12 protein-coding genes and 1 tRNA gene are annotated in these 16197 nt (G+C 68.7%); 3 read left to right on the forward strand and 10 right to left on the reverse strand.

Annotated features, from left to right (window positions below):
* Positions 1-16: 16 nt before the first annotated feature.
* The 4 genes from acnA to IEY58_RS26360 are packed head-to-tail and all read right to left on the reverse strand — an operon-like array spanning position 17 to position 5140.
* Entirely contained in the window at positions 17-2638 is a 2622-nt protein-coding gene (gene acnA, locus IEY58_RS26345; RefSeq protein WP_189051146.1) for an aconitate hydratase AcnA, read from the reverse strand.
* Positions 2635-3324 (reverse strand): GntR family transcriptional regulator, encoded by a 690-nt coding sequence (locus tag IEY58_RS26350; protein WP_189051147.1) that lies wholly within the window; start codon positions 3322-3324, stop codon positions 2635-2637. Before IEY58_RS26350 ends, acnA begins: the two co-directional genes overlap by 4 nt.
* The gene (locus IEY58_RS26355; protein WP_189051148.1) at positions 3324-4109 is read right to left on the reverse strand and encodes an MBL fold metallo-hydrolase; all 786 of its coding nucleotides are present in this window, start codon (positions 4107-4109) and stop codon (positions 3324-3326) included. Before IEY58_RS26355 ends, IEY58_RS26350 begins: the two co-directional genes overlap by 1 nt.
* Positions 4106-5140, reverse strand: a complete 1035-nt coding sequence (locus tag IEY58_RS26360; RefSeq protein ID WP_189051149.1) for an Ldh family oxidoreductase — start codon at positions 5138-5140, stop codon at positions 4106-4108. Before IEY58_RS26360 ends, IEY58_RS26355 begins: the two co-directional genes overlap by 4 nt.
* A gap of 113 nt (positions 5141-5253) precedes the next feature.
* On the opposite strand from IEY58_RS26360, the gene IEY58_RS26365 reads away from it, so the two are divergent.
* Both IEY58_RS26365 and IEY58_RS26370 read left to right on the forward strand, forming a co-directional pair.
* Positions 5254-6168, forward strand: a complete 915-nt coding sequence (locus tag IEY58_RS26365) for an amidohydrolase family protein (RefSeq protein ID WP_189051150.1) — start codon at positions 5254-5256, stop codon at positions 6166-6168.
* 18 nt (positions 6169-6186) lie between these two features.
* Positions 6187-6771, forward strand: a complete 585-nt coding sequence (locus IEY58_RS26370) for a hypothetical protein (protein WP_189051151.1) — start codon at positions 6187-6189, stop codon at positions 6769-6771.
* A gap of 19 nt (positions 6772-6790) precedes the next feature.
* On the opposite strand, the gene IEY58_RS26375 is transcribed toward IEY58_RS26370, so the two are convergent.
* The 4 genes from IEY58_RS26375 to IEY58_RS26390 all read right to left on the reverse strand — a co-directional run bounded on the left by IEY58_RS26375 (position 6791) and on the right by IEY58_RS26390 (position 12213).
* Positions 6791-9040, reverse strand: coding sequence for an FAD-dependent oxidoreductase (locus IEY58_RS26375; protein ID WP_189051152.1), 2250 nt, complete (start codon positions 9038-9040; stop codon positions 6791-6793).
* Between the two features lie 126 nt (positions 9041-9166).
* The gene (locus IEY58_RS26380; protein ID WP_189051153.1) at positions 9167-10009 is read right to left on the reverse strand and encodes an NAD-dependent protein deacetylase; all 843 of its coding nucleotides are present in this window, start codon (positions 10007-10009) and stop codon (positions 9167-9169) included.
* 66 nt (positions 10010-10075) lie between these two features.
* On the reverse strand, positions 10076-11065 hold the full coding sequence (locus tag IEY58_RS26385; protein WP_189051154.1) for an agmatinase family protein: 990 nt from the start codon (positions 11063-11065) through the stop codon (positions 10076-10078).
* A gap of 35 nt (positions 11066-11100) precedes the next feature.
* Complete coding sequence (locus IEY58_RS26390) at positions 11101-12213, reverse strand: branched-chain amino acid ABC transporter substrate-binding protein (protein ID WP_229743965.1); 1113 nt, start codon at positions 12211-12213, stop codon at positions 11101-11103.
* A gap of 139 nt (positions 12214-12352) precedes the next feature.
* Here IEY58_RS26390 and IEY58_RS26395 point away from each other — a divergent pair, with 139 nt between their 5' ends.
* A complete protein-coding gene (locus tag IEY58_RS26395; protein WP_189051155.1) occupies positions 12353-13270 on the forward strand; it encodes a LysR substrate-binding domain-containing protein in 918 nt (305 codons plus the stop codon).
* A 122-nt stretch (positions 13271-13392) separates the two neighbouring features.
* Here the strand turns inward: IEY58_RS26395 and katG are convergent, their stop codons facing one another.
* Both katG and IEY58_RS26405 read right to left on the reverse strand, forming a co-directional pair.
* Entirely contained in the window at positions 13393-15570 is a 2178-nt protein-coding gene (gene katG, locus IEY58_RS26400) for a catalase/peroxidase HPI (protein ID WP_189051156.1), read from the reverse strand.
* Between the two features lie 366 nt (positions 15571-15936).
* Positions 15937-16010, reverse strand: a tRNA-Gly gene (locus IEY58_RS26405).
* Between the last annotated feature and the right edge of the window lie 187 nt (positions 16011-16197).

Here is a 16197-nt window from a genome sequence, read left to right on the forward strand (position 1 = left end):
GGTTTCGATATTGCGATCAGGCGGCCGCGAGCCGGCCCAGCACGTAGGGCAGGATGCCGCCGGCGCCGAGATAAGCCTCCTCGACCCGCGTATCGATGCGCAGGCGCAAGGCGACCGATTCCGCGGTGCCATCGGCGCGGCGGATGGTGAGCGTCACCGCCGCGTCGTGGCGCGCAAGATCGAACAATTCGGTTCCGTCGAGCCCGAGCGTCGTGCGGCTGACGCCGGCCGGCAGTTCGAGCGGCAGCACGCCCATGCCGACCAGGTTCTTGCGGTGGATCCGCTCGAAGCTTTCGGCGACAACGGCGCGCACGCCGATGAGCGCCGGCCCCTTGGCGGCCCAATCCCGGCTCGAGCCCGCGCCATATTCGCGGCCCGCGAATATCACGAGCGGCGTTCCTTCGGCCCGATAGCGCTCGGCAGCGTCGTACACCGTCATGATGGCGCCGCTCGGCTGATGCACCGTCCGGCCGCCCGGCTTGCGGGCGCCGGGCGGCAGCAGCGCGTTGTCGAGCCTGGGATTGGTGAACAGGCCGCGCAGCAGCACCTCGTGGTTGCTGCGCCGAGTCGAATACTGATCGAATGCGGCGGCCGGCACGCCGCGGCTCGTCAAGTAGCGCCCGGCGAGACTGTCCGCCGGAATGGCCCCGGCCGGCGAGATATGGTCGGTCGTGACATGGTCGCCGAGCAGCAGCAGCGCCCGGGCGCCGCGGACCTCGTCCTCCGCCGGCCGCACCCGGTCGAAATAGGGCGGTCGGCGGATATAGGTCGAGGCGTCGTCCCACGGGAAGGTTACGCCCGATGCGGCGGCGATCCGCGACCAGGCAGGATCGTCGCCGATGCCCGCGGCAGCGCGGCGGGCATAGGCCGGCTCGACCACTCGCGCCACGATCGCGTCGACTTCGCTGTCGTCGGGCCAGAGTTCGTCGAGCAGGACCGGCCGGCCGGCACCGTCCCAGGCAACCGGCTCGGTGCGCAGGTCGCGCGCGACCGTGCCGGCAAGCGCATAGGCCACGACCAGGCCCGGCGAGGCGAGATAGGCCGCCTGGACATGCGGGTTGATCCGGCCCTCGAAATTCCGGTTTCCGGAGAGCACGGCAGCACCGACCAGCCCGTCGCGCACACGCTCGACAATCGCCGGATCGAGAGCGCCGGAATTGCCGATGCAGGTCATGCAGCCGAAGCCCGCCACCTGAAAGCCCAGCGCATCGAGATCGGCCTGCAGGCCGGCCTCGGCCAGATAGTCGGCGACCGCCCGCGAGCCGGGCGAGAGCGAGGTGCGGACCCACGGCGGCACGCGCAGGCCAAGCTGCCGGGCGCGCCGCGCGACCAGTCCTGCCTGCACCACGAGGCGCGGATTGGCCGTGTTGGTGCAGCTCGTGATCGCCGCGATCAGCACGGCGCCGTCCGTACAATCGCGCGTCGCTCCGGGCATTTCACGCCCCTGTTCCGCGAGCAGGGTCGCGAAGCTCGAGGGCACGCCCGACAGCGCCACGCGCTGATGCGGTCGGCTGGGGCCCGCGAGGCTGGTCTCGACCGCGGCCAGATCGAGCTCGACGATCTGGGAGAATTGCAGGGCCGCTCCGGGCACCCGCCAGAGGCCCTGCGCCTTGGCATAGGCCTCGACGATTGCCGCCTGCTCGGCCGAGCGGCCGGTCGTCCGCAGGAAGCGGATCGTCACCGCGTCGATCGGGAAATAGGCGGCGGTGGCGCCATATTCCGGCGCCATGTTCGCGACGGTCGCCCGGTCGGCGAGGCTCAAATGGTCGAGCCCGTCGCCGAAGAACTCGACGAACTTGTCTACCACGCCGACCCGGCGCAGCAGCTGAGTGACGGCCAGCACCAGATCGGTCGCGGTGACACCAGGCTTGAGCCGACCGGTGGTCCGGATGCCGACGACCGCGGGCAGTTGCAGGCCGAGCGGCTCGCCCAGCGCCGCCGCCTGTCCCTCGATGCCGCCGACGCCCCAGGCGAGCACGCCCAGCGCATTGATCGTCGGCGTGTGGCTGTCCGTGCCGACCAGGCTGTCCGGCACCAGCATAGGCGTGCCGTCCGCATCCGTCTCCGCCCTCACGACGCTCGCGAGCGTCTCCAGATTGATCTGGTGGCAGATGCCGTTGCCGGGCGAGACGACCGCGAAATTGCGCAGATTCTCCTGACCCCAGCGCACGAAGGCGTAGCGCTCGGCATTCCGCTCGAAATCGCGCGCAAGATTGTAGACGGCCGCATCCGCCGTGCCGAACCGGTCGACCGCGACTGAATGGTCGATGACGAGCGTGACAGGGATGAGCGGGTTGACGCGAGCGGGATCGCCGCCCTGCGCCCGCATGGCATCCCGCATGGCAGCAAGGTCGGCCAGCGCCGGCAGGCAGGTCGTGTCGTGCATCAGCACCCGGGCCGGGCGGAACGGCACCTCCAGATCCGCCTCGGCCGTGCCGGCGAGCCAATGGGCGAAGGCCGCCAGCAGTTGAGGCTCGTGCCGCGCGACGTTTTCCGCCAAGAGCTTGAGCGAAACCGGCAGCCGGTCGAAGCCGGCGATCGTCTTCGCCACCCGGGCGAGGCTGACAATGCGCCAGCGCTTGCCCTGGATCTCGAGCGAGCCGACGAACGGCCGTTCCGTCGCAGCAGCCGAGGTCACGGCCGCGCCTCGATCCAGTCGGTCAGGAGCGCCTTCTGCGCCGCCCGGATGTGCTGGCGCGCCGCCGCTTCGGCCGCGACGGGATCGCGCGCGGCGATCGCAGCGACGATCGCCTCGTGCTCGCGCAGCGCCTCGTCGCTGCGGCCCTGGGACCGGCGGGTCTGCCGGGTGACGAGCGCCATCTGCGACCAGAGCGCGCGCAGCGGCGTCAGCAGATAGCGGTTGTGCGCGCAGACATAGATCTCCGCATGGAACTTCCTGTTGTAGCGGGCGCCGGCGACCGGGTCGCCCGCGACGCCACGCTCGAGCTCGATCAAGGCTTGCAGCGCCGCTACCTCCGCCTCGTCCGCGTAACGCGCGGCGAGCCCGGCGGCCGCCCCTTCCAGCGCTTCGCGCGCCAGGAACAGCTCGACCACCATCTGCCGGTCGAGCGATGCGATGACGATGCCGCGATAGGCCTCGTGCCTGAGCAGCCCCTCGCCGCTCAGCCGCACGAGCGCGTCGCGCACCGGCGTCCGGCTCATGCTGAGCCACGCCGTCAACTCCGTCTCCTTGATCCGTGCGCCGGGCGCGAACCGGCCGGTCTGGATCGCATCGAAGATCCGGTCATAGGCGATCTGCGCGAGCGACGCGCTGCCGTCGGCGGCCTCGTCCGAGGCGGGGAGGAGGTCGAGAGAGGAGGACATCAGACGTTCGGGGCTCGGGTGAAGTCGAACAGCGTCGTCTTGCTAAGGTCGTCGTCGTACCAGGCAGCGACGCCGGCTCGGCGCTCGCCGACATAGGTCGGCACACCCCCCTCGAGCACCATCGGCAGGTCGTGGCCGGGCACGAGCAGGGTATCGGGCCGGTCGCGCCACAGGCGCCAGATCATCTCGATCGAGCCGCGGGAGGCGGCCTCGTCCATGGTCATGTCCGCGGCGTGCGATACGAGCTCGGCGCGGTTCTTGGCGGCGTCGCCGCTGAACAGCACCCGCCGCCGCTCGCCGTCGAGCTGGAACACCAGGCAGCCCGGCGTATGGCCGGGCGCGCGCACGGCGCGGATGCCAGGCAGGACCACGTCGCCATCGGTGATCAACGCCAGCCGCGGGCTCTCGGCGAGCGCCCGCACATAAAGCTCCGGCAGGACCGGATCGCCCCAGAGCGGCAGGGCCCATTCCATCTCGACCCGGCCGATATGGATGCGTGCCTTGGGGAACAGCACCCAGTTGATCGAGTGATCGTAATGCGCGTGGGTCAGGAGCACGTCGGTCACGTCGGCCGCGGTGAGGCCGGCGCGGGCGAGGCCGGCATGGATCGCCTTCCGCGCGCTGAAGGCGCCCGTGTCGACAACGACGACCCGGCCCTCCAGGCGCAGCAGCGCGATCGTGCTCCAGCCGAGGCCGCCGTGGCACAGCGACCGGCCGGGGAAACCCTGGACCAGGATGGTGAGGTCGAAGGCCGGATCGGTGAATTTCTGCAGGTCTTGGCTCATCCCCTCGCCTCCTCGGCCGCCAGCATGTCGAGATCCGCTTGCGCAACGATGACGCCCTGGCGCCGCTGTTCCGCGGCGCGCCGGGACTCGCGCTCGCCCGGCATCAGGATCTCGTCGAACCCGTCGGCGCGCGGGCACGCCTTGGCGCGCCGGACCAGATCGTCCATGTCGGCCCGGTATTGCCCGTCGGGCAGGAACAGGTCGGGCCGGAACGCCAGGAACAGGTGGCCGACGTTCTGCGGCGCGCTGAAATCCGAATATTGGTCGCGCACCCCACCGCCGAACGCCGCACCGGCCATGACGCCGGCCATCGCCTCCATCATGAGCGACAGGCCGGAGCCCTTGGGGCCGCCCAACGGCAGCACGACGCCGCGATAGGCCGCCGCCGCATCGGTCGTGGGCTTGCCGTGCTCGTCGAGCGCCCAGCCTTCGGGAATGGGTTCGCCCCGCTGCATCGCCCGGCGGATCTTGCCGCGCGCCGCAACCGAGGTCGCCATGTCGAGCAGCAGCGGCGGCTCGGCACCGGCGGGTGCTGCCATGCCGAGCGGGCTCGTGCCGAGGAACGGCGTCTTGCCGCCCCAGACCGGCATGGTGCGCGACGCATTGGTCAGCACCATCGCCGCGAGCCCCGCGTCCACCGCCTGCAGCAGATAGGCCGTCGCCATGCCGAAGTGATTGCTGTGCCGGGCGAAGACCAGACCCACGCCATAGGTCTGTGCCCGCTCGATCGCCGCCGCCATCGCCGCAGTGCCGACGACAAAGCCCATGCCGTTGTCGCCGTCGAGCCGGGCCATGACCGGCGTCGGCGTCTCGAGCGCCAGCGTCGGGCGCGGATTGACGAGGCCTTCGCGCAGCCGCCGGGCATAGATCGGGATGCGGCTGATGCCGTGGGTCGCGACCCCGCGCATGTCGGCCTCGATCAGGCATTCCGCGACGCGCGCGGCGTGGTCCGCCGCGAGGCCGAGCCCGGCGAAGATCCCGGCAACCCGCGCCTGCAGCGCGTCATAGGCGATCATACGGCTGTCGGACATGAGCAGGCGACCCTCCCTCCACTTCCGAGTTTTGAACATTTGTATACAGAAGTTCTCATCTGTACAAGAATGCCTGCAAGACAGAAAGTCGCAGCCTCGGGAGGAAGAAGCCGATGACGGAACGGAACGAGCGGACGGTCTTGGGCGTGCGCCACGGTGCGCCGGCTTTCGAGGTGCCAGCGGGCGCCACCGATACCCACGTGCATGTCTTCGGGCCGGCGGAGCACTTCCCGTTCGCGGCCGACCGCAGCTATACGCCGGGCGCAGCAGCCGTCGCCGATCTTGAGCGCCTGCAGGCGCTGCTGCGGCTCGATCGCGTCGTGCTGGTCCAGCCGAGCCCTTACGGCACCGACAATCGCTGCCTGCTGGCCGCTCTGAGTGAACTCGGTGCCCGGGCGCGCGCCGTCGCGGTCGTCGATCCGATCGCCTCGGATGAGGAACTGCAGCATCTTCGTGCCGCCGGCGTGCGCGGCGTGCGGCTCAACCTGGAAAGCGCCGGCCAGCACGATCCGGCGGTGGCGCTCGACGGTGTGCGGCGGCTCGCCGCGCGGATCGCCCCGCTCGGCTGGCATCTGCAGACCTACACGACGCTGCCGGTGATCGCCGCCCTCGAGGCCGAGCTCTCAACCCTGCCGGTACCGCTGGTCATCGATCATTTTGGCCGGGCCACCGCAGCCCGCGGCATCGAGCAGCCGGGCTTCGCCGCCCTCCTCGCCCTGGTCGGCGCCGGCCGGGCCTATGTCAAGCTGTCGGCGCCCTGCCGCATCTCCGCCGCATCCGACTATGCCGACGTCGCCGATATCGCCCAGGCACTGATCCGCGCCAATCCGGATCGGATGCTGTGGGCCACGGACTGGCCCCATACGGCGCGCCGGCGCAACCCAAACGCCCTTCTCGCCGCGATCGAGCCGTTCGAGCCCGAAGACGACGGTCGCGCGCTCAACCGTCTCAACGAATGGACCGCCGGCGACCGGGACCTCATGCACCGCATTCTGGTGCGCAACCCCGCGCGGCTGTATGGGTTCTAGCGTGGAACGGAGGCTCGGGTGCGCGTCAGGGTCTTGTCGCGGGCGGAGGTCGAATCGGGCGGCGCCGAAGGGGCCGATGCCGTCATCTCGATTTGCGCGCCCAAGCAAGAGCGGACCCATGAGCTGAACGCGGCGCTGGCCCAGGCGACGCGGCGCGAAAGCGCGCGGCTCCTCACCCTTTGCTTCGACGACATCGGGCTGGAGCGGCACGGCGCGCTCGTGGGGCCGACCATGGAGGACGTATCGCGTGCCATCGAGTTCGGCCGGCGCGTCGTGGCCGGCACCGATTTCTTCGACGGACCGAGCCCGCATCCGCCCTTGATCGCCGTCCATTGCGAATGCGGCCAGAGCCGATCCGCCGCCGTGGCGCTCGCGCTGCTCGCCGACAGCCTCGGCCCCGGGCGAGAGCGCGAGGCGGTCAACACGCTGCTGCGCCTCGACATCGAGGACCGCATGCATCCCAATCCGCGGATCGTCAGCCTCGCCGACGCCTGCCTGTTCCGCTATGGCCGCCTCGGCCAATGCCTGCAGGAACTATCCCCGCGCTACGCACAATCGTGCGCCTTCTGGCAGAAGGCCGCGGCACAGGACGGCGGCTCCTGAGCGCGCAGCGACAGCCGGCTCAGCCCTTGATCCAGCTGCCGAGCGCCTGCTTGCCGACCGCATAGCCCGACTGCTTGTGATCCTCGATCGACTGGGCCGAGAAGTCATAGTCCCGCGACGGCTGCTCGCCGGGTTCCGGCGGCCGGGCGATCCTGAGCGTCGTCATCGGCGCCGTCTCGGCCATCAGCTGGATATAGCGCGGCCGCTGCATCAAACGCTCCGCCGCCTCCGGGGCAACGTCGACGAGGATGTCGCGGACGAGCGACTGGAAATCGAGCACGATCTCACGCGTCCTGACGTCGTTGCGGATCCGCTCGGCATAGAGGATCTCGTCCCGGCGCTTCAGCACTTCCATCAGGTTGGTCGGCAGTGCTGCCTTGTTCGCGAACAGGTCGACGATCACGACCCGCTTGCCGACGGCGCCGCAGCGATCGATCACGAGTTCGAGCGGCGAGTTGCTGACGATGCCGCCGTCCCAGTAGTTGCGCCCGTCGATCGTCGTCCAGGGGAAGGCCGGCGGCAGGCTGCCGCTCGCCAGGATGTGCTTCGGCGTCAAGGCCTGGGCATAGCTGTCGAAGATCTCGATCTGCGCCGTCTCGACATTGACGGCACTCACGAGCAGCCGCACCGGGCTGCTCGCGAGCCCGGCGAAATCGACGTATTTCTCCAGGAGATCGAGCACGGGCGAGGTGTCGTAGAAGCTCGTCCAGTTCTTGGACAGCAGCGCGAAATCCATGGGCGCCGAAAGCCAGCGCGGGCGAAAGAAATGCGGCGAGCCCAGGCTGGCGGTTTGCCAGGCGCCGAGCCCGCGCCTCAGCGCCTCGTCCGGCACGGGCGGCGACAGGATGACGAGCTCGCGCCAGAAGGATTCGAGCGCCTCCGTCGCATGGCGCGGATTGCCGGCGATGATCGCCCCATTGAACGCGCCGATCGAGACGCCGGCCACGATGTCGGGGTAGACCTGATCCTCCTCCATCGCCTTCACCACGCCGGCCTCGAATGCGCCGAGCGCGCCGCCGCCCTGCAGGATCAGCACCGTCTGGGCCGGCAGCCGGTCGAACGGGGTGGCAGTGTCGCCGAGCGCCTGTCTCAAGTCGTAGAGATTGGTGCGGTAGCGGATCATCGCCTCCACCGCCTTCGTCTCGCTCGCCGGCCGGTCCATGGTGAAGAGGCCGCGCGGCACATTGTCCTTCATGTAGAGCAAGGCGTAGGAGCCGCTGTCGAGCGAGCCGCGGCCGACATGCTCGTCCGCCGTCCGGGGCGAGCCCAGGAATTCGAAGCTGAAATCGAACACGTCGCAGAAGAAATACGAGATGTCGTCGTAGACCAGGTTCTGGCCCAGCATGTTGCGCGCCGCGAGGCGGCCCTGCTTGATCGCATTGTCCCAATGCTCGATGCGGCGGCGTCGGTTGAACACAGGATCGAAGAAATTCGCGACATCGCCGGCGGCGAAGATGGCGGGGTTGCTCGACTGCAGGTGCCGGTCGACGAGGATGCCGTTGTCGAGATCGAGGCCGCTGCCGTCGAGGAAGCTCGTCTCCGGCTGGACGCCGATCGCCACCAGCAGGAGGTCGCACGGCAGCTCGCTCCCGGACCGCGTCACCACCTTCGAGACCTTGTTCCGGCCGACGATCTTCGCGACCGTCTCGTTCAGCATGACGTCGACTTCGTTGCGATAGCAGTAGTCGTGGAAGAAGGCTGAGAGCGACGGTGCGCGCAGGCGCGGGAACACGGTGTCGCGGAATTCCACGACCGTGACCCGCACGCCCTTGCGGCGGAGCGCGGTTGCGACCTCGAGCGAAAGGAAGCTGCCGCCGATGATGACCGCGTTCTTGGCCGTCTCCGCCGCCGCGCGGATCGCCGCACTGTCCGCGAGTGTGCGGAGGTTATAGATGCCGGCCAAGTTCGCATTCGGCAGATCGAGCCGGTACGGCCGGGCGCCGGTCGCGATCAGCAGCTGGCCATAGGCGATCTCGCCGTTCTTGTCGGTCGAGACGATCTTGCGCGCCGGATCGACCGCGACCGCACGCGTGCCGAGCATGGTCTCGATCCCCTGCTCCGCATAGAACGCGGCGTCATAGACGAGCACCCGGTCCTCGGCCCATTCGCCGCGCAGGAATTCCTTGGAGAGCGGCGGCCGGTGATAGGGCAGCGTGTCCTCGGCCGAGAGCAGCAGAATACTGCCCTTCGCCCCCTCGAGCCGCAGCGTCTCGGCGGCCGTCGCATTCGCAAGGCCGCCGCCCAGCAGAAGGAAATCAACCTCTTTCATCGGTCCCTCCCACCGGCGCCGAATGTCTCGGCCAGGATGCCTATATCTAGCAATCCGGAGGGCGCCAGGCCACCGCTGATCACAGCTGTTTGAAGTCCGGCTCCCTCGCCGGCCAATCGGTCAAGATCACCCCGCCGGCGCGGCGGCGACGGCCGGTTCGCCCAGCAGGAACGCCAGCGCCGCCTCGCACGACTGCTCGACCTTGAGCGCCAGCAATCCATCGGCACGGGTCCGGCCGAGGTTGACCGCCGCGATCGGCTTGCCGGCACGCGCGGCCGTCTGGACGAAGCGGAAGCCGGAATAGACCATGAGCGAGGAACCGACGATCAGCATCGCCTCGGCCTCGGCCAAGTGATGCGTGGCGGTGTCGACCCGCTCACGCGGCACGTTCTCGCCGAAGAACACGACGTCGGGCTTCAGCACCCCGCCGCAATGCCGGCACGGCGGCACGATGAAGGACTGGAACTCGGCGCTCTCGAGATCGGCGTCGCCGTCCGGCGCATCGGCGGCGTCGAGATCGGTCCAGGCCGGATTGAGCCGGACAAGCTCATCCTGCAGCTCGGTGCGCGGCATCCGCCGCTCGCAGCCCATGCAGCGGACCAGGTCGAGCCTGCCGTGCAGGTCGATCACCCGGGCGCTGCCCGCCGTCTGGTGCAGACGGTCGACGTTCTGGGTCAGGAGCAGCTCGCTCCGGCCCATCGCCTCGAGCCGCGCCAACGCGCGGTGGGCGCCGTTCGGCCGGGCTTGGCCGAAGCGCCGCCAGCCGACCATGCTGCGCGCCCAGTAGCGCCGACGGGTCGCCAGATCGCCCATGAAGGCCTGGTAGGTCACGGGCGGGGTGCGCTTCCAGTTGCCCTCGGCATCGCGATAGTCGGGAATGCCCGAGTTCGTGCTGCAGCCGGCACCCGTCAGGACAAAGAGACGTCGATGCCGATCGACGAACTCCTCGAGGCTGGTTCGTTTCGTCATGGGCGAGAGATTAGCGTTGCCGGGCGGCGCCCGCCATCGCCTTCGGCGCGCCCTGCGCTCGCGCCGTTAGCGCGCGGCTGGCCGCGACGACAGGCCGAACAGGAAATTCAGCACCAGGGCAGCACCGGCGCGGCCGGTCATGTCGTCATGGTCGAACGGCGGCGAGATCTCGACCAGGTCGAAACCCGCGACCTTCGGATGCGCGCCGATGCGGCGCAACGCGTCCTGGACGTCGCGCGCGTCGAGGCCGCTCGGGTTCGGTGCCGCGGTCCCGGGTGCCTGGCTCTGATCGATGCAGTCGATGTCGACCGAGATATAGATCGCGTCTGTTCCGTCGGCGGCGAGCGTGAGCGCCCGCTGGACCGCGCTCGCCATCCCGCTCCGGCGCACTTCGCCGGCCGGGATCACGGTGACACCCATGTCCGCGGCATAGCCTGCAAGCTGGGGGGAGTTCGCGAACTCCGCCATGCCGATCTGCACCAGGTTGCGCCCGGCGAGGACGCCCGACGGCAACTCCAGGGCCTTCCGGAACGGCACGCCGCTCGATTCCGCGCCCAGATGCGCCTGGCGCAGGTCGTGATGGGCGTCGAAATGAATGACGCCCAGGCGACGGCCCGGCCCCAGCGCCTGGGCGACACCGCGGATCAGGGGAAAGGCGATCGAATGGTCGCCGCCGATCGACACCGGCACGATGCCGCGCCGGACGAGGGTCGCGATCGCGGCACTGATCCGGTCGAACGTGCCGGCCATGTCCGTGACGGCGACCTGGACGTCGCCGATGTCCGCCGCGCGCAGGTCGGTCATGGCCCGGCCTTCGGCGCTGCTGAAGGTCGTGTAGTACATCATCGAGCGCCGGACCGCGTCGGGACCGTGACGCGAGCCCGTCCGGACGACCGACGCGCCGTCGAACGGGATGCCGATGAGCGCGGCGCTGAGCCCGTCGAGCCGCCCGTCCCACTGCAGCCAGCTGCCGGCCCGGTGCTCCCCGGGGTCGCCCTTCATGGTGTTCACGACGATGCCGGGCGGTAGCAGGTTGAGGTCGGCGAATTCAGGCATAAGGCGTCTCGATATCTGTTTCGGCCAGAAGCCGATTACTGTTCCACGTAGTTGCCGTCGTGCCAGGCGTACATGACGTATTTCGGGTCCACGATGTCGCCCTTGGCGTCGAAGCGGATCTGGCCGACGACGGTCTCGAACGGCCGGCCGCTGTGGAGCGCCGCTTCGAGCTTCGGCGCATCGACGCTACCCGCCGCGGTCGCCGCCTCGGCCAGCACCTGGAACGCCGCGTAGGTGTAGAGCGCGAAGCCGTCTGGGCTCTGGCCCGCTGCCTTGAACTCGGCGACGAGGGCCTGGCCGGCCGCACTCTTCCGCGGATCCGGCGGATGCGTCATCAGCGTCCCTTCGGCCGCGGGCCCGGCAATCCGCCAGAAGTCATCCGTCAGAATGCCGTCGCTCGCGATGAAGGTCGCGCCCAGGCCCTGGTCATGGGCCTGGCGGATCAGCAGCCCGGCCTCGGTCTGGTAGCCGCCGTAATAGACGGCATCGACCCGAGCCTCCTTGAGCTTGCTGATGAGCGCCGAGAAATCCCGCTCTCCCTGGTTGACGCTCTCCTCGAGCACCTCGTGAAGACCGGCGCCGTTCATGCCCTTCGTTGTCTGGGTCGCGACGCCCAGGCCAAAGGCGGACTTGTCGTGAACGATCGCCACGCGCTTGAAATGGGCCGCCAGATATTGCCCGGACACGGCGCCCTGCGCGTCGTCCCGACCGCAGGTCCGGAAGATCTCGTTCCAGCCTTTGGTCGACGCGTCGTCGGTCAGCGCCGGGTTCGTCGAGGCCGGCGTGATCATCGGCAGGCCGGCTTCGTGATAGACGGCGGACGCGGGAATGGACGAGGACGAGCAGAAATGCCCGACGACCGCGAAGACGCCGGCGCCGCTCAACTGGTTCGCGACGCTCACGGCCTGCTTCGGCTCACATTGATCATCGCCGAGCCGGAGCTTGAGGTGGCGCTTCAGAACGCCGCCCTGCTTGTTGAGATCGGCCACCGCCAGCTCGGCGCCGCTGCGCATCTGCTCGCCGAACGCTGCCGCGGACCCCGTGAACGGTCCGGCGGCGGCGACGACGAGATCCGGCTCCGCCAGGGCCGGCGTGCCGGCCGCGACACCAGCCGCGACCATCGCCAAGACGCCAAAGGAACCCGCCAACCGTGCTCTCCGTCCCATCTCCTGCTCCCGCGGCTCGAGAAGGCATGTGCCCGTTACCGCTCATAGTGACGTGACGGAAAATTGACACAAAACGATCTTTGATCACTAGATAGATGAATTCATTTCATGAAGAACGGCCATGCGACCGCTGCCTTTGGACCCGCTCCGCACCTTCGACCACGCGGCCCGCCATGAGAGCTTCGCCCGGGCGGCGCGCGCGCTGCATCTGACGGACAGTGCGGTCAGCCACCAGATGCGGCGCCTGGAGGAGGCGATCGGCTTCCGCCTGTTCGAGCGGCGCGGCCGCCGCTTGGCCCTGACCGACGCCGGCCGGCTGTTTCACCAGAGCGTCCAGGAAGGCCTCGCCACGATCGCCGACGCGGCATCACAGCTCGCGACGCGCCATGGCGAAACGTCGGGGCCGCTCGCGATCGCGGCACCGCCGATGTTCGCCAGCAAGTGGCTGGCGCCCCGGCTCGGCGAATTCGCCCGGACGCACCCATCGATCCGCTGCACGGTGCATGTGATGGACAACGACGCGATCCCGACCGCGCCCGGTATCGACGTCGGCATCGCCTTCGGCCGCGGCGGCTGGCCCGGCAAGTTCGTCGAAGTCCTGTCGGCCGCCGAGCTCTCGCCCGCCTGCAGCCCCCGGCTGCTGGGCGACCGGGGCGGCCTGATCAAGCGGATCGACGAACTGTCGGAGGTCCTGCTGCTGCACCAGGACGATGGCACGGAATGGCGCCGCTGGCTCGTCGCGGCCGGGCGCGATCAGGCGCTGCCGGGCGGCCGGCACATGTATTTCACCGACGTGAGCGTCGCGATCGACGTCGCCCTCCACGGCGACGGCATGGTGCTGGTGAGCGATGTGCTCTCCTCGCAGCATGTCCAGGACGGGGCACTCGTCCGGCCGTTCTCGACCACCGTGCGCGCCGAGGGCAGCTGGTGCTCCATCGTGGAGCCGCGCCGGCGCAGCGCGCCCAGCGTCGACATGTTCCTCGCCTGGCTCGGCCGCCTCTTCCCGCAGGCCCGCGCCCGCGCGCGTTCGCAGCGATGACGGGGCCTGCTGCGGGTCAGCAAATCATTTGTCCCTAGCTGCGGGGTTCGGCAAAAAAAGGCGCCGGCCGGAGATCCCGCCGGCGCCCAAAACAAGCTAATCCCCTGGCGCGTCTTGCTGGATCAGGCAAGCTCGAAGCGATCGAGGTTCATCACCTTGGTCCACGCCGCCACGAAGTCCTTCACGAACTTCTCCCTCGAGTCCGCGCACGCGTAGACTTCCGCAAGCGCCCGCAGCTGCGAGTGCGACCCGAAGATGAGATCGGCGCGCGTGCCGGTCCACTTGACCTCGTTCGTCTTCCGGTCGCGCCCCTCGTACACGCCGTCCGGACCATCGGCCGGCTGCCACAGCGTGCTCATGTCGATCAGGTTGATGAAGAAGTCGTTCGTCAGCGTGCCCGGCCGCTTGGTGAAGACGCCGTGTTTGGACTTCCCGGCATTGGCGCCGAGCACGCGGAGGCCGCCGACGAGAACCGTCATCTGCGGCGCCGTCAACGTCAGCAGTTGTGCCCGATCGACCAGCAGTTCCTCGGCCGAGAGGCGCTGCTCGGCGCGGAGATAGTTGCGGAACCCATCGGCCGTCAGTTCCAGCGGTGCGAAGGATTCCACGTCGGTCTGGTCTTGCGATGCGTCCGTGCGCCCCGGTGTGAACGGGACATTCACATTCAGCCCGGCGTCCTTCGCGGCTTTCTCGATCGCGGCACTACCGCCGAGAACGATCAGGTCGGCCAGCGAAACCTTCTTGCCGCCCGACTGGGACGCATTGAACTCCTTCTGGATCGCTTCGAGTGTGTGCAGCACCGTCGCGAGCTCGGCCGGCTGGTTGACGTCCCAGTCTTTTTGCGGTGCCAGGCGAATGCGGGCGCCGTTCGCGCCGCCCCGCTTGTCGGAGCCACGGAACGTCGACGCCGACGCCCAGGCCGTCGTGACCAGCTGGGACACGGTGAGGCCGGACGCGAGGATCTTCGCCTTCAAGGCTGCAATCTCCTGCTCGCCCACCAGCGGATGATCCACGGCGGGGACCGGGTCCTGCCAGGCCAGCTGCTCCTTCGGCACGAGCGGGCCGAGGTAGCGGGCGACCGGGCCCATGTCGCGGTGCGTCAGCTTGAACCATGCCCGGGCGAACGCATCGGCGAGCTGATCCGGGTTCTCGTAGAAGCGCCGCGAGATCTTTTCGTAAGCCGGATCGAGCCTCAGGGAGAGGTCGGTCGTCAGCATGGCCGGCGCGTGCCGCTGTGTCGGGTCGTGCGCATCCGGCACCGTGCCGGCGCCGGCGCCGCCCTTCGGCGTCCACTGGTAGGCGCCGGCCGGACTCTTGGTCAGTTCCCATTCGTAGCCGAACAGGTTCGAGAAGTACTCGTTGCTCCATTTCGTCGGCGTCTTGGACCAGATGACCTCGATGCCGCTGGTGATCGCGTCACCGCCCTTGCCCGTGCCGAACTTGCTTTTCCAGCCGAGGCCCATCTCCTCGATGGCGGCACTTTCCGGCTCCGCACCCACCAGGGTCGCATCGCCGGCGCCATGGGTCTTGCCGAAGGTATGCCCCCCGGCGATGAGCGCCACCGTTTCCTCGTCGTTCATGGCCATGCGGCGGAAGGTCTCGCGGATATCGCGCGCCGCCGCGACGGGATCCGGCTTGCCGTTCGGGCCTTCCGGATTGACGTAGATGAGCCCCATCTGCACGGCACCCAGGGGGGTCTGCAGATCCCGGTCGCCGGTATAGCGCTCGTCCGCCAGCCATTTGCCCTCGGGGCCCCAGTAGATGCTGTCATCGGGTTCCCACGTGTCGGGGCGCCCGCCGCCGAAACCGAACGTCTTGAAGCCCATCGATTCGAGGGCGACGTTGCCCGCGAGAACGATCAGGTCGGCCCAGGAGAGTTTCCGGCCGTATTTCTGCTTGATCGGCCACAAGAGCCGGCGCGCCTTGTCGAGGTTGGCGTTGTCCGGCCAGCTGTTGGTGGGCGCGAAGCGCTGCTGGCCGGCGCCGGCGCCGCCGCGGCCGTCGCCGATGCGGTACGTGCCGGCGGCGTGCCACGCCATCCGAATGAACAGCCCGCCATAGTGACCGAAGTCGGCCGGCCACCAGTCCTGCGAGTCCGTCATCAGGACATTGAGATCCTTGACGACGGCGTTGAGGTCGAGACTCTTGAATTCCTTGGCGTAGTCGAACGTCTCGCCCATGGGATTGGACAGGGCCGAGTGTTGGTGGAGAACCTGAAGATTCAGCTGGTTCGGCCACCAGTCACGATTCGTGGGGCCGCGCGTCCCGCCTGTGAACGGGCACTTGCTTTCACTTGGCATGTTTCCTCCGATCGAGTTCCGCTTTTCCCTTTCCGAGCCTAAAGTTCATCAGTCCGTGAAAAGTGATCCGGCTTCACGGCCTGCGACGCATCGGGGCACCACCGCAAGCTGTGTTGCGCAGTGCTGCCTGTCACGAGGTTGCCGCCGTCGGCATCGAGATGGATCAAGGAGATGAATCCGAACGTCCGCTCCGGGGTACGACCGATCAAACTCACGAGCCAGTACGATAGGACTGCTTTTGGGTGCATGGCAACCCGGGGCGCACTGCCGGCGCGGGTTACGATGATGGCCCGACCGCAGATCGGTTCGGCGAGCGCCGTCAGGCCGGGCCTTAGTCGATCGACACCTGGTTTTCTTCAAGGAAACTGGAGCGGGTGAAGGGAATCGAACCCTCGTCGTAAGCTTGGGAAGCTTCTGCTCTACCATTGAGCTACACCCGCGCCGGGCCGCTGGGGCGGCGCGTGGTGCCGGGATCGATGTTAGAATGATCGTCCAGGGCACGGCGGCGGACTATAGGGAGCGGCCTTGGACCTGGCAAGGGGGTTGGGCGTCGGTCGTCCCGTAAGGCTGCCCCATGCCTGGTTCCGGCCCGGCAGGGGTTGCCTGCCGCCGCCCGCTTGGGGCAAG

This window comes from Aliidongia dinghuensis (assembly GCF_014643535.1).
GTDB lineage: Bacteria > Pseudomonadota > Alphaproteobacteria > ATCC43930 > CGMCC-115725 > Aliidongia > Aliidongia dinghuensis.